General features: G+C 58.2%; 16 protein-coding genes. 5 read left to right on the top strand and 11 right to left on the bottom strand.

Translation table 11 applies throughout. The features are described 5' to 3' along the window. The 8 genes from AB7951_RS00260 to AB7951_RS00225 form a co-directional block, all read right to left on the bottom strand. Positions 1-276, bottom strand: coding sequence for a monovalent cation/H+ antiporter complex subunit F (locus tag AB7951_RS00260; protein ID WP_089263539.1), 276 nt, complete (start codon positions 274-276; stop codon positions 1-3). Then, entirely contained in the window at positions 269-808 is a 540-nt protein-coding gene (locus AB7951_RS00255; RefSeq protein ID WP_439062008.1) for a Na+/H+ antiporter subunit E, read from the bottom strand. The genes AB7951_RS00260 and AB7951_RS00255 overlap by 8 nt, the downstream gene beginning before the upstream one ends. A gap of 10 nt (positions 809-818) precedes the next feature. Next, positions 819-1,067: a hypothetical protein gene (locus tag AB7951_RS00250; RefSeq protein WP_439062009.1), complete on the bottom strand. Its 249-nt coding sequence runs from the start codon at positions 1,065-1,067 to the stop codon at positions 819-821. Positions 1,068-1,090: 23 nt separating this feature from the next. Continuing rightward, complete coding sequence (locus tag AB7951_RS00245; RefSeq protein ID WP_439062010.1) at positions 1,091-1,921, bottom strand: outer membrane beta-barrel protein; 831 nt, start codon at positions 1,919-1,921, stop codon at positions 1,091-1,093. Between the two features lie 84 nt (positions 1,922-2,005). After that, on the bottom strand, positions 2,006-3,259 hold the full coding sequence (arcA, locus tag AB7951_RS00240; RefSeq protein ID WP_244528053.1) for an arginine deiminase: 1,254 nt from the start codon (positions 3,257-3,259) through the stop codon (positions 2,006-2,008). Positions 3,260-3,279: 20 nt separating this feature from the next. Then, a complete protein-coding gene (locus tag AB7951_RS00235) occupies positions 3,280-4,710 on the bottom strand; it encodes a basic amino acid/polyamine antiporter (RefSeq protein ID WP_439062011.1) in 1,431 nt (476 codons plus the stop codon). A gap of 362 nt (positions 4,711-5,072) precedes the next feature. Next, positions 5,073-8,138, bottom strand: a complete 3,066-nt coding sequence (locus AB7951_RS00230; RefSeq protein ID WP_441255639.1) for an efflux RND transporter permease subunit — start codon at positions 8,136-8,138, stop codon at positions 5,073-5,075. Next, entirely contained in the window at positions 8,135-9,256 is a 1,122-nt protein-coding gene (locus AB7951_RS00225) for an efflux RND transporter periplasmic adaptor subunit (RefSeq protein WP_120288053.1), read from the bottom strand. The genes AB7951_RS00230 and AB7951_RS00225 overlap by 4 nt, the downstream gene beginning before the upstream one ends. Before the next feature lie 526 nt (positions 9,257-9,782). Between AB7951_RS00225 and AB7951_RS00220 the strand changes: the two genes are divergently transcribed. The 4 genes from AB7951_RS00220 (at position 9,783) to AB7951_RS00205 (ending at position 13,238) form a co-directional block, all read left to right on the top strand. Then, positions 9,783-10,580 carry a sensor histidine kinase gene (locus AB7951_RS00220; RefSeq protein ID WP_439062013.1) on the top strand — a complete coding sequence of 266 codons (798 nt, stop codon included), beginning with the start codon at positions 9,783-9,785 and terminating at the stop codon, positions 10,578-10,580. A gap of 121 nt (positions 10,581-10,701) precedes the next feature. Beyond that, complete coding sequence (locus tag AB7951_RS00215) at positions 10,702-11,331, top strand: response regulator transcription factor (RefSeq protein ID WP_120287469.1); 630 nt, start codon at positions 10,702-10,704, stop codon at positions 11,329-11,331. 131 nt (positions 11,332-11,462) lie between these two features. After that, positions 11,463-12,098, top strand: a complete 636-nt coding sequence (locus AB7951_RS00210) for a response regulator transcription factor (protein ID WP_089263530.1) — start codon at positions 11,463-11,465, stop codon at positions 12,096-12,098. Between the two features lie 39 nt (positions 12,099-12,137). Beyond that, positions 12,138-13,238 (top strand): AI-2E family transporter, encoded by a 1,101-nt coding sequence (locus AB7951_RS00205; RefSeq protein WP_439062014.1) that lies wholly within the window; start codon positions 12,138-12,140, stop codon positions 13,236-13,238. A gap of 16 nt (positions 13,239-13,254) precedes the next feature. Here the strand turns inward: AB7951_RS00205 and AB7951_RS00200 are convergent, their stop codons facing one another. Together AB7951_RS00200 and AB7951_RS00195 are read right to left on the bottom strand one after the other, a co-directional pair. Beyond that, on the bottom strand, positions 13,255-14,694 hold the full coding sequence (locus tag AB7951_RS00200) for a basic amino acid/polyamine antiporter (protein ID WP_120287470.1): 1,440 nt from the start codon (positions 14,692-14,694) through the stop codon (positions 13,255-13,257). A 108-nt stretch (positions 14,695-14,802) separates the two neighbouring features. Further along, positions 14,803-15,348 carry a hypothetical protein gene (locus AB7951_RS00195; RefSeq protein ID WP_439062015.1) on the bottom strand — a complete coding sequence of 182 codons (546 nt, stop codon included), beginning with the start codon at positions 15,346-15,348 and terminating at the stop codon, positions 14,803-14,805. 410 nt (positions 15,349-15,758) lie between these two features. Between AB7951_RS00195 and AB7951_RS00190 the strand changes: the two genes are divergently transcribed. Continuing rightward, positions 15,759-16,442 (top strand): hypothetical protein, encoded by a 684-nt coding sequence (locus AB7951_RS00190; RefSeq protein WP_439066697.1) that lies wholly within the window; start codon positions 15,759-15,761, stop codon positions 16,440-16,442. A gap of 502 nt (positions 16,443-16,944) precedes the next feature. Here the strand turns inward: AB7951_RS00190 and AB7951_RS00185 are convergent. After that, the gene (locus tag AB7951_RS00185) at positions 16,945-17,415 is read right to left on the bottom strand and encodes a DUF992 domain-containing protein (protein WP_120287472.1); all 471 of its coding nucleotides are present in this window, start codon (positions 17,413-17,415) and stop codon (positions 16,945-16,947) included. Between the last annotated feature and the right edge of the window lie 28 nt (positions 17,416-17,443).

Genomic DNA, 17,443 nt, shown 5'->3' with positions numbered 1-17,443 from the left:
TCACTCCCCTCTGGCCTCGGATGACGCGCCGGACGCGTCTCTGACGAATGCGACGGCCGCAAACGCCGCGAACAGCGCGAGCATCACAGCAACATCCATGACAGGCGGCGTCTCGGTTGCGACCGCGAGCAGAAGCAGGATGGCGACTCCTCCCGTGCCCAGCAGTTGGACGGCCATCAGGCGGTCCACATCGGCCGATCGCCGAAGGATGGCGAACAGGCCCAATGCCACCGTCAGCAGCACAAAGACCGAAGCACCCAACAGCAGGCTAGGCATCGGATCTTGCGCCCCCGAGCGCCGCCATGCACAGAGTTTCCTCCATCGACAATTGCTCGACGACGGGCTGCGTCACATCGAGGCAATGAATGGCCAGACTGCCGTCATTCGAGGTTCCGCACGGAAGCGTACCCGGCATCAGGCTCATGATCGCGCAAAACGTATTTCGCTTCCTGCCCTGCGGCTGCTGCGCCTGATAGGTGACGAAGCCTGGCTGCAGCGGCAGTCGTGGGTGAAGCGCCCGCAGCGCAACGTCCGCTCCCGCGACAATCGACTGACGGAGGAAGTGCAGGACGAATCCGGCAAACTTGACCGGACGGAAGCCCCATTGTTCGGCAGGCAGCAGCTTGAGGCTTGCCCAGGTCGCTGCGGTAGCTGCAATCAGACCGGGCCCCACATCGCCGGGATCGCCGCGCGTCAGTATCAGCCAGAAGCAGAAAAAGCCGATAGCGCGGATCACAGCACTGCCGATGGCATCCGACCACCTCGCCGGACTCGCCTCGCCAATATTGCCGGCCTTGATCAAATTCATTGAAGCCACCCTAACGACCGCTGTCCGTGCTCCGCTTTGATTTCTGCTTGCTCTTCGTGTTGTAAACGGGTTGCTGCGGTTCTTCGACGACGATGGGATGCTGCGGAATCTTCAGACGATCGATGCGCACATCGTCCCGCAAGGCATCCCGGTCCATCCGGTCGCCGCGCTCGACGGAGTCGCGCGGCTCCGCGCTGGCGGCGAATGCCGTACAGATGAAGAGAATAGCGGTACCTGCCGCCACAATCGAATTCCGCATGATCGTCTCTTGTGTCCTGATCGCTAAAACGCGAAGTCGAGCCGTGGGCCGATCAGCCAGTCTCTATAGTGACGCAGCGCCACGTTTGAGTTTCGCGCCTCGTAGATGACGTTCGTGGTGAGCGATACGTTGCTGGCGATGTTGTATTTCAGGCCGAGAGACGCCGAATAGATCTGGTCCTGCCGGTCGCGGTTCAAGCCGTCTGTAAACCAGAACGCTTCGATGAAAGGCGTGCTGACGATCGACCATTTCGAATTCAGCTCGACCTCGATGCCAAGCAGCGCATCGGCACGCCAGCGCCTGGCCTCGGCGAGATCGGAGAAACGATAAGTGAGTTGGAGGAGCGGCGAGAGCGTGACATTGTCGAAGCTGAAATCACGCGCGATAGCGCCGGTGACGTCGTGGGAGGTGAAGGCGAGATCGCGAAACACGCCGTCATAGTCATATCTGTTTTCGTAGGTGGCGCTTATTCTCCAGCCATACAGATTCTTCGTCAGCCGCGCGCCCAGACGCGCAATGGCGGCATTGCCGTCGTGTTCCCTGGAAAATGCTTCGAACTGAGCACGTGCAAAAATACGGTAGGACAGATCCGGCGCAAGTTTGCCGTCCAGCCGCAAGCTCACATCGGGCTCATAGTAAAAATCCCCCCGCCGGTCGTCGCGCGAAAACAGGGCATTGGCCGTGTAGGTGGGCGATAGGGATCCAACAACGCTCCATGTCGGGCTCATCGACGTGTACTCGACCTTTCTGAGCTCGGTCAGATCTATGTCGGCAGCTACTGCCCCGCTGGCATAAAGGAAGCTTGTTGCTGCCAGGACAATTCTGGATCCACGCATTGCACACTCCCCAGACAATTACTCTCCGTCGGTCGATGGTGCTGGCTTCGGTATTAACAGTCCCACGATCTCGCTCCCCCGAGCAGAGAATGGTCGATTGCGTTAGTAATCCACGGCATCGCGGATGATCGGGCAGGTCATACAGTGACCACCACCACGGCCACGACCGAGTTCGGCGCCGACGATCGTAATCACCTCAATGCCTTCCTTGCGCAGCAATGTGTTGGTGTAAGTGTTGCGGTCATAGGCATAGACGACACCCGGCGATGCACAGACGAGATTGGCGCCGCTGTCCCATTGGGTCCGTTCCCGCTGGTAGTCACTGCCACCGGCTTCGACCACGCGGAGCTTCTTGAGGCCCAGCGCTTCCTCGACAACGCCGACAAACGACTTCTTCTCGGCATGCAACTCGACACCGCTCGGATGATCGCTCGGACGATAGGAGTAGGTACGTGTCTGATTCATGAAGTCCGGCGCGAGCAGCACGCAGTCGCGGTCGGCGAATGTGAAAACAGTATCGAGATGCATGGCCGCGCGGATCTTGGGCATTGCCGCAACGATGACGCGCTCCGCGGCCTTCTTTTTAAAGAGGGTCGCGGCAAGTTGGCTGATCGCCTGGCGTGAGGTGCGTTCGCTCATGCCGATCAGCACCACCCCCTTGCCGATGGGCATCACATCGCCGCCTTCCAGCGTGGCCAGTCCATGGTCCTCTGTCGGGTCGCCCCACCAGACATTGACGTTGCCGGCGAAATCGGGATGAAACTTGTAGATCGCTGTGGTGAGGATCGTTTCCTCATGTCGCGCAGGCCAGTACAGCGCGTTGAGGGTGACACCGCCATAGATCCAGCAGGTCGTGTCGCGCGTATACAGCGTGTTCGGCAGCGGCGGCAGAAGATATTCAGTCGCCCCCGCGGCCTCCTTGACCATCCTGAGTGCCGCGCCCCCATGTGCTTCGGGAAAGTCATGGGTCGACAGGCCACCGATCAGCGTTTCCGCGAGCTTTCGGTTGTCCAGCCCGGACAGGTAGCTTTTGAGCTCGTCGATGAAGCCAAGGCCAACCTGGTTCGGCACGACCTGATTGTCGAGGATCCAGGCCTTGCCCTCCGGGACTGCCAGCGTCTCGGCGAGCAGGTTATGCATCTCAACGACATCGACGCCGCGGTCCCGCATTTTGGTGACGAAATCGAAGTGGTCGCGCTTCGCATTATCGACCCAGAGCACATCGTCAAACAGCAACTGATCGCAGTTGGACGGGGTCAAGCGCGTATGGGCAAGACCCGGGGCACAGACCAGGACCTTGCGCAGCTGGCCAACTTCGGAGTGCACACCAAACGGGACTTTTTTTGCACTGGCCATCATGAACTCCCATCGATTTCCTAGATGCTGATATAGCCGGTGGCGAGGCCGTGGATGCCGACAACACATCCGACGACGGCGACGCCGAACAGAACCCATTCTGCCGGAGTGAAGAGCTGCTTTTTGAGCTCCCTCCGTGTGATGAAATACAGGATTGTGCCGGGCGCGTAGATGATGAAGCCAAGCAGCAGAAATTTCATGCCGCCGGCGAACAGCAGGAAGATCGTGTAGGCTGTCGCCAGAACAGCGATGATCGTGTCCTTGCGAAGATCGCTCGGATCGGTCTCGTAAGTCTCCTTGCGATAGACCAGCATCAGCGCGAACGCCGCCGAGAGGAAATACGGAATCAGCGACAGGTGGCTGCACAGCGAGAGAGCGAAGGTGAAGGCATCGTCGGAGAACAACGTCGCGATGAGAACAGCCTGAACCAGCAACGTGCTCATCAGGAGCGCCATTGATGGGACCTGGTTTGCGTTTTCGCGCGCCAGGAAGGCCGGCATATCTTGCCTCTTCGCCGCAACCGACAGCACTTCGGCGGCCATGAGGGTCCAGGCAAGATAGGCCCCGAGCACCGAGATAATCACGCCGATGCCAATGAAGATCGCACCCCAATGACCAACGGCCGCTTCGAGCACGCCACCAACCGAGGGTTGACGCAGTTGCGCCAGCTCTTCGCGGGGGAGGATGCCGTATGCAAGAATGGACACCGACGCGAACAAGGCCAACACGGCCAGAAATCCCGTCACAGTCGCAATACCGACGTCCTCGCGCCGTTGCGCGAACCGGGAGTAGTTGCTGGCGCCTTCGATACCAAGAAACACGAAGACCGTTACCAGCATCGTCGCCTTGATCTGCGCGAAGAGATTTCCGTAGTCCCCGCTTGCGCCCCCCCAGAGGTTGCCGACGAACACGTCGGGCTTGAAGAAGAAGATCGACAGGACGACGAACAACAGCAGTGGAATGAGTTTGGCAATCGTCACGATCTTGTTGATCGCTGCCGCCTCCTTGACGCCGCGCAACACAAGGAAATGGAACGCCCAGACACCGACCGACGATAGTGCGATGGCAGTGACCGTATTGCCCTGACCGAGCGCGGGGAACAACGCGCCGAGCGTCGACTTGATCAGAATCCAATAGGATACGTTGCCGACGCAGGCACTGGCCCAGTAGCCAAAGGCGGAGAAGAAGCCGACATAGGGCCCGAACCCCTCGCGCGCATAGGCGTAGACGCCCGCATCGAGATCCGGCTTGCGGTTGGCCAGCGTCTGAAACACAAATCCCAGCATCAGCATGCCGGCACCCGCGACGGCCCACGCTATCAGCGCTCCATAGATGCCGGTGGCCTGCGCAAAGTTACGCGGTATCGAAAACACGCCAGCGCCGACCATCCCGCCAACCACCATGGCCGTGAGCGTCCAAAGCGGCAATTTCTGGTCACCTGCACTGCTCATGACCAAAGCACTCCCATGTGCAGATGCAGTCGGCCTGCAGCAAATGAGACATGCAGGCGACCACCTGCGACCGGGGTCTGCAAGACGCGGCGACGGGATTGAGGAATGATTGACCGCGAAGAGCGTGCGCACCGATTGTGTTGCGCAGCCTCATAGGGCTGGCGCAGGAGCCACGCCGTTGCGCGCAAGGCGCTGGCAGATGTAAACAACATCAGGTCCTGCACCGGCGTCCCCTTCCAACATCAACTACTGGAAAGAAGAGCACATTCGGGACGCACCACGATATCGGGTGATGCCCTAGGTTGAAGACCGGGAGTTACCCTAAGTGCCGAAGCGTCCGGCGTGAAACAGATACGATCTGACTATGCTTGCGCCGATCGGAGCGGCTCCGGCGCCCTCTCTTTTCCCCCGAACCATGCCACATACAATGTGGGCAGAAAGATCAGAGTGAGAACCGTCGCAACCAACAGCCCACCCATGATCGCAAAAGCCATCGGTCCCCAGAACACCGTTGGGGCGATCGGTATCATGCCGAGCACGGTCGACACGGCCGTCAGCATGATCGGGCGAAAACGAGAGCTTGAGGCATCCAGCGCGGCGTCCCACACGCTTTTCCCTTCGTCGCGTTCGGCGTCGATCTGACCGATCAGGATCACCGCATTTTTTGCAATCATGCCGAGCAGCGCGAGAATGCCCAGAATCGCGACAAACCCGAGCGGTCGGCCTGACAGCAGAAGGGCGGCGACCACGCCGATGAGCCCAAGGGGCGCCACGCTCAGGACGAGAAACAGCCGCTGAAAGCTCTGGAGCTGGATCATGAGGACCGTAAACATGATCAGCAGCATCACCGGCACAACGGCGATGACCGACGCTTGCGATTTCTGACTTTCTTCGACCGTGCCCCCAACCACGATCCTGTAGGATCCTGGAATGGTCTTCGAGAGTGCGGCAATGGCCGGCGTCAACGAATTGACGACGGATTCCGGAATTGCACCGGCGGTGATATCCGTCTGCACCGTGAGGGTCGGGACACGATCACGCCGCCAGATCAGGGGATATTCCTGCTCGTATTCGAAAGTTGCAAACTGGCTGAGCGAAACCGTCTGCCCGCCTGGCAGCGGAACTTGCAAATTGCGCAAGTTGGGCAACGAGACGCGCTGGTCATCGACCGCGCGCGCAACGACATCGATCAAATAGATATCATCGCGAACCTGGGTGACCGTGGTGCCTGATATGACCGTGTTCAGCACGCCTGCCAGGGTTTGAGAACTCAGCCCGAGCAACCGGGCCTTGTCCTGATTGACCCGAATACGCACCTGCCTTGCCGGCTCGATCCAGTCGAAATTGACGCCATTCGCCTTGGGATTGGCGGCGATGACTTGCGCAAGCTTGAACGCAATTTCGCGCACCGTGCCTGCGTCAGGACCACTGACGCGATATTGGACGGGCCAGCCGACCGGCGGCCCAAGCTCAAGAGGCGAGACCCGTGTAATCGCATTGGGAAAATCATTCGCCAGAAGCGTCTCCAGCTTTGCGCGGATACGTTCACGCGCTGCGACATCCTTTGCGACGACCACTGACTGGGTAAAGAAATCATTTGGCAGCTGAACATTGAGCGGAAGGTAGAACCGGATAGCACCGCGGCCCACATAGGTGCTCCAGCGCGCAACATCCGGGTCGCCCTTCAGGGCGGCATCGAATTTCTGTGCGGCTGTCTGGCTGGCATAGATGGATGCGTTCTGCGGCAGGCTGATATCGACGAGCAACTCCGGACGATCGGACGACGGGAAGAATTGCCGGGGGATGAACGGGAGAAGAAGAAACGAACCGACGAAAAGAACCAGCGAGAGCGCGATGGTCAGCCATTTCGCCCGCATGGCGAATATCAGGAAGCCGCGATACCACCTGAAAACTCTGCCGGGGGCGTCCGTCTTGCGTTCCTTCGGCGGCTTGAGGATGACAACGCCCATCAGCGGAGCGAAGATCACAGCAACGAACCAGGAGACGATCAGGGCGATACTGACAACGGCAAAGAGGGAGAACGTGTATTCTCCCGCAGAACTCGCGGCAAAACCGACGGGCACGAAGCCCGCGATGGTCACCAGTGTTCCCGCCAGCATGGCGAACGCGTAGGTGCGAAAGGCAAAGCTGGCGGCCTGGACCTTGTCGTCGCCTTCAGCCAGCCGGTTCAGGGTGGCATCCGTGGTGGTCATCGCATCATCGACGAGGAGCGCGAGGGCGATAATGAGTGCACCGAGCGATATGCGCTGCATATCGATTCCCGCAAGCTTCATGATCGGGAAGACGATGGCGAGTGTCAGCGGTATGGACAGCGCAATGATCAGGCCCGGGCGCACGCCAAGGCTGATAAAACTCACCACGAGAATGATGGCAATTGCCTGCAGCAATGACATCATGAATTCGGAGATGGCGCTCTCGACCGTGACAGCTTGGTCGGCGATGAGCTTCGGTTCGATGCCAATCGGAAGATCCGCCGTGATAGCAGCCATCGCCCGCTTGAGACTCTTTCCGAGCGCGAGAATGTCTCCGCCGTCACGCATCGAGATGGCCAGGCCGATGGCTGGCTCGCCGTTGACGCGAAAGAGGTGCTGCGGCGGATCGGAATAGCCGCGCGTAATCCGAGCAATGTCGCTCAGGCGGATCATGCGCCCGCCAGCAACGAAATTGATGTCAGCAACATCCTGCTCGGACTGAAATGCGCCTGACACCCGAAGCGATAGTGTCTCGTCGCCCGTCTGAATCGTGCCGGCTGGCCTTATGATATTCTGCGTCTGGAGAGCGGACAGCAGTGCCGTGCGGTCGATGCCAAGGCTTGCCAGTTCCTTCATCGAGAATTCAACGAAGATCCGCTCGTCCTGAGCTCCCAGCAACTCGATCTTCGATACGTCGGGGACTAGAAGAAGCTTCGAGCGGACGTCTTCTACATAGTCGCGAAGCGCGCGGTGCGTGAAACCGTCGCTCGTGAAGCCATAGATAATTCCGAACGTATCGCCGAAATCATCGTTAAACCCGGGTCCGACCACCCCTGCCGGCAGCGTATGGCGGATGTCACCAATGTTCTTGCGGACCTGATACCAGGTGTCGGAGACTTGTTTGGCGTTCGCGTTCCCCTGCAGGTTGACGAAGATCGTGGTGACGCCTGCCCGCGTGAAACTGCGCAGGAAGTCCAGATGCGGTGTTTCCTGCAGCTTGCGCTCGAGGCGCTCGGTGACCTGTTTGACGGTCTCCTCAACCGTTGCTCCGGGCCATGCCGCCTGAACGATCATCGTCTTGATGATGAATGACGGGTCCTCGCTGCGACCGAGGCGGAAGTAGGACAGGACACCGAAGATAACGGCAACAATCATGACATAAACCACCAGGGAACGGTGCTTAAGTGCCCATTCCGAGAGGTTGAAGCCGGTCATTGCTCTGACCCAAGAAGACGTATTTTCTGGCCGGGGTGCAGCGCCTGCACACCCGCGGTCACGATGACCTCCCCCGTGTCGAGTCCCTGAGACACCACGACCTGCGCTTGCTCGAAGCGCAAGACGTCCACGTTTCGGATAGAAACCGTGCGACTCGCGGGATCGACAATCCAGACTGCGGGCTGTTGATTGGCCCTCGTCAATGCCGATGCCGGGATCTCGATCATGGGGACGGCATCCATTTCCATGCGCCCCACGACGGTCGCGCCAAGCCGCATGGCCGGCGGCGGATCCGTCAGGCCAACCTTGATTTCAAAGGTGCGCGTGACGGGATCGGCCTGGGCGCCGACCTCACGGACACGACCGTGAGCCGTCACCGCGGGATCGTCCGTCAGGCTGACGGCTATTTGCGGATCGCTCGGTGCCGATCGGAAAAATTGAGCCGGTACGTCAAAGACTGCATCGCGGCCATCTTGCCGCGCCAGCCTGAGAATCATTTGCCCGGCCTGGATAACTTCTCCAGCGCCAGGTCCGACAGCGGTTATGACGCCCGGTGCGTCCACCTTCAGCTCGGTAAAGCTCACCAGATCATGTGCCGTCTTGAGCTGGGCCTCGGCGGCATCGACCTGCGATTGAGCGGTTTGTTGCGCCTGCGTTGCCTGGTCGTAGTTGACGCGGGTGGTCCAGCCCTGTGCAAGCAGCGTCTGCTGACGATCGAAGTGATTGCGTGCCTGGGTCAGCTGCCCCTGCGCGGCCGCGACTGCCGCCTGGGCCTGGCGCAACGTGTTCAACTCATTCTGGGATTCAAGCCGCGCGATGACCTGACCGGGCTGAACCCGATCTCCGGTTTTCCCGTTGTTTTCGATCAGTCGGCCCGAGATGCGAAATGCCAGCGCCACCTCGTCTTCCGCTTCGATACGGCCGGTGAATGAAAGCGGCGCGCCCGCAATGCTCTTCGCAACAGTGACTGTACGCACGGGCCGCACGACTGGAGCGGCTTCATCAGACTCTCTGCCGCACGCCGTCAGCAGAAACGCCGGCACAATTGTTAGAATAATTATAATCGTCCGATATCGTGTAACTCGACATAGGTAGGCATGACGCGCATACGCAGGCATAAAGAAACCCTCGCTGAGCAAAATTGCACACCAGATTCGCGACCATCTTGCAAAAGCAGGTAACTGGCTTCTGCCTGCGTGATCGCTTGCCCGCCAATTCTTCTATGACTCAAACTATTCTGGGGGTGCGGATATCTACCCGGTATCGGGGAAACTACTGATCGCACCAACGATTCTCTGACGCGCTGCTGGACGCTCTCAAACCGTAGCGGGATTCATGCGCCCTGTTGAAGACGACAAGGTTCCTTGTGCAAAGCAAACGCGGCAATTAACTGAAATTACTTCTATTGTTACTTCGTATATTTTGAGACTGAGTATAGTCAGTCGCGACATCGGACGATCTGGCGACATCTTACTTGACGCCGATTCAATCAAGGGTATTTAGTAAGGATAACTTCGCGCAAGAGAACGATGGCATTTAACCTTAGTGGTTACTCGCCACTCGATCCAAGATGCATCGGACTACATGATGGCCCACAAGGCTCACGTAGACGACTCGTGTCGAATTCACGTTCGGGAAAAGATCGTGGTTCACGACACTTTCAACGGCAGCGCTAGTGCACGAACAAAATCGAAACTTGGCAAATCAGGCCTTGGTATCCAGCTTTTGGCGCTGCAAGAAGATATGCAGCAGCGGATTGCATCAGACCTTCACGATTCGACTTGCCAGCATCTGCTGGCCGCAAGTTTGAATATGATGCGAATGAGGTGCGCCGTTTCTGGCATCGGCAGCGCTATAAAAATTTGTGATGAGATCGACGCGTCGATCTGTGAGGCTCTTAGGGAAATCAGGGCTTTCACCTACCTCCTGCATCCCCAGAATTTGCTCGACGGCGGATTGAAGTCGGCGATCGAGGAGTTTGTGGTGGGGCTTTCATCGCGGACATCGCTGGAAACGCGTCTCAAGATCGATGCTGCGGTCGACGCATTGCCTAACGAAACGCAGCGCTCATTGCTGAGAGTTGTCCAGGAAGCGCTCGCGAACGTCTTCAGGCACGCGAAAGCGACGCAGGTGACTATCTCGATCAAGGCCACAGACACCAACGTCACGCTTCGGATTAGCGATAATGGCTGCGGAATGCCGATTTCTCAGGCGAGAGATCGCCATAAAGCAGTGCCGCTTGGTGTTGGAATTCCGGCCATGAGAGCGAGACTGGATCAGATGGGAGGCACATTTGAGATCCACTCGTCATCCACAGCGGCATGGAGCGGGACCACAGTGTACGCGACTATTCCACGAGCCATCTCGCGCAAAGGAAACAAACCAGCAGATATCCACCAGGGCGGCCGAGGATCGGCGAAGATCCGACCGTCGCATGGCTAAAGGTCAGCTAACGGATGCAGCAATTTGACGCTCAGCGAGGGCAACGAACTCCAAGGGCTGGATCTTCTCGATGAAAGTATTTTGCCGCCCATAAGGAAATGACATCGGAGTACTGAGGACCATGAAGCAGATTATGATAGCCGATGATCATGACGCGGTGCGGGCTGGAATTCGTGCAGTTCTGGAACGACGTCCCGGATGGGAGGTCGTTGGCGAGGCCCGCGACGGTAAAGAAGCTGTCGCTTGCGCCATCGAGAAGCAGCCGGATGTCGCTATCGTTGATTATTCGATGCCATTCATGACCGGCATCGAGGTCGCGAGGCGGATGAAGGAGTGCAAACTCGCAACAGAGGTGCTCATCTTCACGATGCACGACTCGATCGCGCTCGAGCTACAGGCATCTCAAGTTGGCGTTCGCGCATTCCTGCGAAAATCCGATGCCAACAAAATGCTCCTGGCGGCCGTTGAATCACTGATGCATCACAGATCGTTTCATGCCGGCGAGACTTGCGGCACAATGGTCGGATCATCCGACGGAAATATTGGCACAGGCCGATCGCTTTCGCCGCGCGAGAAGACAATCGTTAAACTGGTTGCCGAGGGTTACAGCAATAAGCGTGTAAGCGAGACCTTGAATTTGAGTATCAAGACGACCGAGACCCACCGAGCTGCCGCGATGCGCAAGCTCAACGTAAAATCAACTGCAGGTCTGGTTCGGTACGCCGTACGAAATAATCTAGTAGAAGCTTGATTGCGCAAACGTAATCGACGGCCTTCACGGAATTGGCAGTCGTGACGCATATCATTTCGAGGCGGTCGTTCTAGCGAGCTGCTTTCGTCAATTGGATATGGCCAGTGGTTCCAACGAATGGGAACGGCACTGTGAAGCAGATCTTGATTGCAGACGATCATGAAGTCGTGCGATCCGGATTGCGCGCGATCGTCGAAAGCCGTGCGGACTGGGCGGTGAGCGGAGAAGCGAGCGATGGCAGGGCTGCGGTCGCCATGATCAGGGAGTTGAAGCCCGATATAGCAATTGTCGACTATTCCATGCCCGTCCTGAATGGTCTGGAGGTGAGCCGTCAGATCAAGTTGCATTACCCGCGGACGGAGGTGCTCATCCTGACAATGCATGAAAGCAATGAAATCCTCACCGAATCCCTCCTGGCAGGGGTACGAGGCTTCTTGTTAAAGTCAGATGCGCGACATCATCTCATTGCAGCGATCGACGCATTACTCAATCACCGGCCTTACTTCACCGGTGTGGTCGTGGAAAAATTGCTTCACGACTACCTGGCCAGCAAGAGGGACAAATCGAAAGTCCTGCTGTCGTTACGCGAGCAAAACGTTGTCCAGCTGATCGCCGAAGGACACACCAACAAGTCCGTCGGCACGGTACTGAATCTCAGCGTGAAAACTGTCGAGGCCCACCGCGCATCCGCCATGCGTAAACTTGGAGTTTCCTCCACTGCCGAACTGGTCCGGTATGCAATTCGCATGAAACTGATTGGACCCTAGTTGCTATGGAAAATGTGGGGGACCATGCCTGAGCCGAGAGTGGATCAAGCCATCCTAGCCAAGGACGTTCGAAGTCGGGATCTTCCGACGGCAGGCGCGAACGCCGGCCGGCGGCTGACCCTCGGGGGGGCACTCGTTATTCTGGGTGTTGCCAGCGGCATCTTCCTCGCATGGCGCGCGTCGTCCAGCCTTCTCATCATATTTGCGGCGATCTTGCTTGCATCACTTCTCGACGCCTGCGCTCGGTCGCTTGGTCGATACATTCCGATCGGGCGCGCGTGGCGGCTAGCCATCGTGATCGTCATCCTGACTGCAGTGATCGTGCTCGGGACAATATGGGGGATTGGAAAAATCCCCGAGCAGGCCCGGATCCTGATGCGCGTCATGGACGCACAACTGGATGTCCTGCAACAACGTCTTCTGGCTTTTGGCGTGGATCTGTTCGGCCCGGACGGAGGGCGCGACTTCTCCCGCTGGTTTCCCGATCACGACAAGCTCTTTGGCCACGCTCAATCGGCCGTCGGGACCGCCTCAAGCTTTCTTGCCAATACGCTCGTCATCATATTTCTCGGCCTTCTCTTTTCGCTCGATCCGCAGGCCTATCGCGACGGTGTCGTATTGCTGGTCAAGCCCTCCTCGCGTGAGCGCATGCGCTCTGTTCTGGATGAAATGGGCGCCGTGCTGCGCTCATGGCTCATGGGGCAATTGATCCGGATCGTCCTGATGACCGCCTGCGTGTGGCTGGCGCTCTATTTGCTCGGGCTTCCAAGCGCCTTTCTGCTTGGCCTGCAGGCCGGTCTGTCGAACTTCGTGCCTTATCTCGGGCCGATATTGGCCAGTATCCCCGTGGGATTGGTGGCAATGCCGCTTGGTCCCTCGATGGTGATCTGGGCCATCGGGATCTACACCGTTATTCAATCCATCGAGGGCTATGTGATCGGCCCGCTTATTCAGCGGCGCGCGGTGGAGCTGCCCCCCGCATGGACGCTGGTCGCCATCGTCCTGCTCGGCTCTCTGTTCGGCGTCCTGGGAATTGCGCTTGCGATGCCGCTATTCGCGATCGGGCGCGTCGCCGTTCTTCGGCTCTATGTAGAGGACTGCCTGGGAGATAACCTGAACGACGGTCCTGACCTTAGGTAGAGGCGGGAAACTCCGACTAGATGGAAATATTGCCCATCGCCAGATTGTAGAGGCCAGCGGCAGCTGCCACGAGGATCGCTCCGAACAAGATTCCCTCGGGAGACGCAAAGACCGTCGCTTTCTGTTCCCGCCGCGCGATCACGAACAGGATCGTGACCGGTGCATAGAGAAGTGCCGAAAGCAGCAGGAAGGTGGGACCGCCTGCGTAAATCATCACAGCCGCGTAAATAGTGGCAAGCGCACCGCGCACCCAGTCGACAGCGCGGCTACGTGGCTCCGCCTGATATGTTTCACCGGTCCATGCGAGTTTAAGTGCATATGCAGCGACAAACAGATAGGGAATGAGCGTCATTGAACTCGTCATCTTCAATGCCAGCGTGAAGGCATATTCAGCAAAATAGGTGACGAGCAGGAAAAGCTGGATCAGGCAGTTGGTGAGCCACAGCGCCCCTGCGGGCACTTTATTGACGTTCTCGCGCGTGAGGAAGCGCGGCATCGTGCCACTGACGGCTGCGGAATGGAGAACCTCGGCGGCGAGCAATGACCAGGATAGATAATTTCCAAGCACGGAGATCAGCAGAGCGATGCTGATGAATACCTTGCCCCAGGGTCCAACGATCGCTTCCAATACGCCTGCCATCGAGGGTGTCGCGAGCGCGCTCAGCTCCGGGCGCAGCAGAATTCCATAGGACAGCATGGTGACCAGGACAAGCAAAGCGAGCACACCGAGAAAACCCAGAACCGTCGCGATCCCAACATCATTGCGGTCCCTTGCATAGCGCGAGTAGACGCTTGCTCCTTCGATCCCCACAAACACGAATACGGTGACGAGCATCGTGTTGCGAACCTGGCTCGACACACTGGCAAAGCTCGGCTCCTCACCGCCCCAGAAATTGAGCGCGAAGACGTCGGCCTTGAACGCAAAAGCGGCAACGACGATGAACAGGAGTATCGGTATCATCTTCGCGAATGTCGCAATCGTATTGAGCGCAGCAGCTTCCTTGATGCCCCGGAGGATAAGGATATGAACGCTCCAGAGCAGCAACGAAGCGGCCACGATCGCAACGGGCGTGGTGCCGTCGCCAAACACCGGAAAGAACTGTCCCAATGTCGCTTTGATCAGCACAAGACACGCAACATCGGCAAGGCAGCATCCGATCCAGTAACCGGCCGCAGATGCAAAGCCGGCATAGTCACCGAAGCCAGCTTCAGCATAGGCGAAAATGCCCGTATCGAGATCGGGCCGACGCCGGGACAGCGTCTGAAAGACGAAAGCGAGCATCAGCATTCCGGTGCCGGCGATGCACCAGGCAATCAGGGCGCCGAGACCGCCCGTGGCGCGACCGAATGCCGATGGTAATGCAAAGATCCCGGAGCCGACCATCGAGCCGACCACGAGCGCAATCAACGCGCCGCGCGAGAGCTTCTGATCGGATGGATTGGATGATGTTCCCATTTTTCTATTGAACCTGACGCTCGAAGACGATCGGTCGAATGAAGAAGGACCGGTATTGGCGCAGCAATAGAAGGGCACCGTTTCCTGGTCCCTCCGAGATCGTTCCGGCTATCCGTTTGCACCTTCTGCAGTCGACAACACGGTGTCGTTCTCATCGAGCAGAACAGCCGCCCTGGAAAGCCGGTCAAAGAGTTTTCTGCGAGCTGCAACGGGTGGCCAGGCGTAAAGAAAGATTTCCGAAGGCTTCCAGATCGCAACCCAGCCCAGAATAAGAAAGCTCTCTGACAGAACCCTTGAAAACGGTCCCTCCGTCATTCGCTGAGCGAAGACCCAGCCGAGCAAGAGGCAAATGAAAAGGATCACCATTCCGACGACGAGTGACAGCCGGCCGGTCTTGAACAACTCGCTCAGTTCACGTGAGACGGCCTGGCTTCGAAGGCCAAAGTAGTATCTGACCGCGGCTGCGATATCGGATACATGCGTTTTCCGCAGTTCGTCAGGCGGCAGATAGATGACGATTTTAATTGGGACACGGTCGGAAAACTCCAGCGCGCGATCAACGATATAATCTTCAGCCTGTAGCGCGAGATCAGTCTCGCGGAACGGAGACGGATCGAGCGTATCGAAGAGCTGCGATACCTTGCGAAGCTTCATTTCTATTCGCCCGACTTGTGCCACTTCGGTCGAACGGTTTCTCATAGCCTTTCTCGATCGTCTTCGAGCAACACAGCGTGCTGGCGCGGCCGTCGCAGGGAACGTCCGACGAGCCGAGAAATCCCAGCAGATCATTGACGCTGCCACCAGTACAATCAGGTGTTTCCCCTAGGGCGAGATGCAAATCCAGATTAGGGAACGCCGATTGCGCCGCGTTTGTTGCGTCCAGCGACGCCTCACCCAGGCGGGAAACGAATTGGCATCTGCGAGCTCATCGGGAAATCCCCTAAGTCCACTAAGGTGATCATCCGATATCGCATCGGCCTCACAGAAGCTTAGGCTAGCTTTTTGAAGGAGGCAGCGCCGTTTCGGAATTCGCGACAGCGGACAGAATTACGACTGGATCGCCGATGAGTGAACTGGACCTGCCGCCGAGCCGGGATACTGAGGACATTCGCTTCAGAACGAGAAGTATCGTCCTCAGGCAGCTCCCCTTTCTCGCGATCCTCGCGCTCGCAATCGCGGGCGTGGCCTATACGAATTTTTCAGGCAAACCGCTCATTGGCTATTGGGAGTTCCTTGCCCTCGCAATTGGCGTTGTATGCGTCGTAACCGAATGGACTGAGCGCGATGACAGGCAGGCTCGGGTTCGACTGGTATGGACGCAAGCGCTTCACTGGATCGCGGTTCTTGTTACGATGAACATCATGCTGCTGGCGGGCGTTCAACAGCTTCTGCCCGCGCCGGCGACGAGTCTCGTGCTTCTGATGTTGCTGGCGCTCGGCACCTTTCTCGCCGGCCTGAACCTTATGTCGCTGCAAATGGGCTTTCTCGGCCTCTCGATGGCTCTGGCAGTTCCCGCGATCTCCTGGATCAAGCAATCGGCGCTCTTTCTGATTTTGGTTGTGGTCTTCGTGATCGGCCTTGCCATGGCTTTCTGGTCGCTCCGGACGGATACGCGTCGATCTGAGCGAACGAAGTCTTCACGGCCCGCCTCGCCAGGCGATCCGGTTCCCGATCACAAAGACGCATCGGACGAAGACACATCGGACATCGAGGCGGCTCGCCGACGCCTTGGGCTAAGCGACGATTAGCGGATCTGACAAACCAGGAAGCTACGTTAGGCCCCATGGAGATGCGCAGCTTTCTCATTTAAGAGTTTCCGTTCGGAGCGATCCTCAACAGGAGATATCATGAAGCACTTTATTGCTGCGGCAGGTTCAGGGTTGATTTTCTTGTGCGCTGCGTTCTCTGCAACTGCAGACCCTCGCGACTCCGTCGAGCGTGGTCAAAGGCTGGATTCTGAAGCAATTCGGGACGATGTCCGCACCAACCGCCTGAAGACACCAGCGTCACCGCTCAGCGTAGAACAACCGCGGCAACCTCAAGGACAGACACTGCACCGCAGAGGGCGACCACGCTTGCACGCCATGCCGCGACCTCCGAGCGAGCGACAATTGCGGCTGCGCCGGCAACAGAAATCAGTTGAGTGACAGGATTAAACTAGCGGTTTCCACGGCTGGCGGACCACGATCCTGCATCGCGTGATGTCGTTGGCTTGGCTCCACGGAACTATGAAGATAGCTGGCGCCACCACTAGCGTAACGTCAGCGTCGCTATTCCCGCGGCAAGGCTCACGCCTATCTGGCGCTCAAGCGACAGTGGCTGGAGCATCACGGTCCTGCGAGATCCCCCGAGCAGAACATTCGCGCCCAGACCCGGGCCAAACGCAACACTCCCACTCGCTCCGACGTAATTTCCACGGAGCGTACCCCGACCGACCTGTGAGTTTCGGGCGAAGACCCGCCAGACCAGCGCGCTCGACGGAGTCACCCCGAGATCCAGGCCGATACGGCGCACCGTTCCCTCATAGATGTACTGCCGTGACGCATTTCGTACCCTGAACACGCATCGCAGCGTCTGACGTGAACCGATAATCAATCCAATCCGGGGGGTGCTCATACATGTCAGCGTTCCTGCCCTGAATGCCGCAGAGAAAGCCGGCAGCGATGAAACGCAAAGCAAAAGGGATGCACCGAAAAGTCCAAGCAGGGCCTTCTTGATCATGGGAGCCTCCACTTTCTGCGCGAGAATA

The sequence above is a fragment of the Tardiphaga sp. 285_C5_N1_2 genome (assembly GCF_052076065.1).
GTDB lineage: Bacteria > Pseudomonadota > Alphaproteobacteria > Rhizobiales > Xanthobacteraceae > Tardiphaga > Tardiphaga robiniae.
The sequence above is the reverse complement of the archived record's forward strand: the minus strand, read 5'-3'. Positions and strand labels throughout refer to the sequence as shown.

What these genes read in the sequence shown, in the direction of transcription:
- AB7951_RS00260 (WP_089263539.1), bottom strand. Translation starts at nt 276, where the DNA reads ATGCCTAGCCTGCTGTTGGGTGCTTCGGTCTTTGTGCTGCTGACGGTG.
- AB7951_RS00255 (WP_439062008.1), bottom strand. Translation starts at nt 808, where the DNA reads ATGAATTTGATCAAGGCCGGCAATATTGGCGAGGCGAGTCCGGCGAGG.
- AB7951_RS00250 (WP_439062009.1), bottom strand. Translation starts at nt 1,067, where the DNA reads ATGCGGAATTCGATTGTGGCGGCAGGTACCGCTATTCTCTTCATCTGT.
- arcA (WP_244528053.1), bottom strand. Translation starts at nt 3,259, where the DNA reads ATGGCCAGTGCAAAAAAAGTCCCGTTTGGTGTGCACTCCGAAGTTGGC.
- AB7951_RS00235 (WP_439062011.1), bottom strand. Translation starts at nt 4,710, where the DNA reads ATGAGCAGTGCAGGTGACCAGAAATTGCCGCTTTGGACGCTCACGGCC.
- AB7951_RS00230 (WP_441255639.1), bottom strand. Translation starts at nt 8,138, where the DNA reads ATGACCGGCTTCAACCTCTCGGAATGGGCACTTAAGCACCGTTCCCTG.
- AB7951_RS00225 (WP_120288053.1), bottom strand. Translation starts at nt 9,256, where the DNA reads ATGCCTGCGTATGCGCGTCATGCCTACCTATGTCGAGTTACACGATAT.
- AB7951_RS00215 (WP_120287469.1), top strand. Translation starts at nt 10,702, where the DNA reads ATGAAGCAGATTATGATAGCCGATGATCATGACGCGGTGCGGGCTGGA.
- AB7951_RS00200 (WP_120287470.1), bottom strand. Translation starts at nt 14,694, where the DNA reads ATGGGAACATCATCCAATCCATCCGATCAGAAGCTCTCGCGCGGCGCG.
- AB7951_RS00195 (WP_439062015.1), bottom strand. Translation starts at nt 15,348, where the DNA reads ATGAAGCTTCGCAAGGTATCGCAGCTCTTCGATACGCTCGATCCGTCT.
- AB7951_RS00190 (WP_439066697.1), top strand. Translation starts at nt 15,759, where the DNA reads ATGAGTGAACTGGACCTGCCGCCGAGCCGGGATACTGAGGACATTCGC.
- AB7951_RS00185 (WP_120287472.1), bottom strand. Translation starts at nt 17,415, where the DNA reads ATGATCAAGAAGGCCCTGCTTGGACTTTTCGGTGCATCCCTTTTGCTT.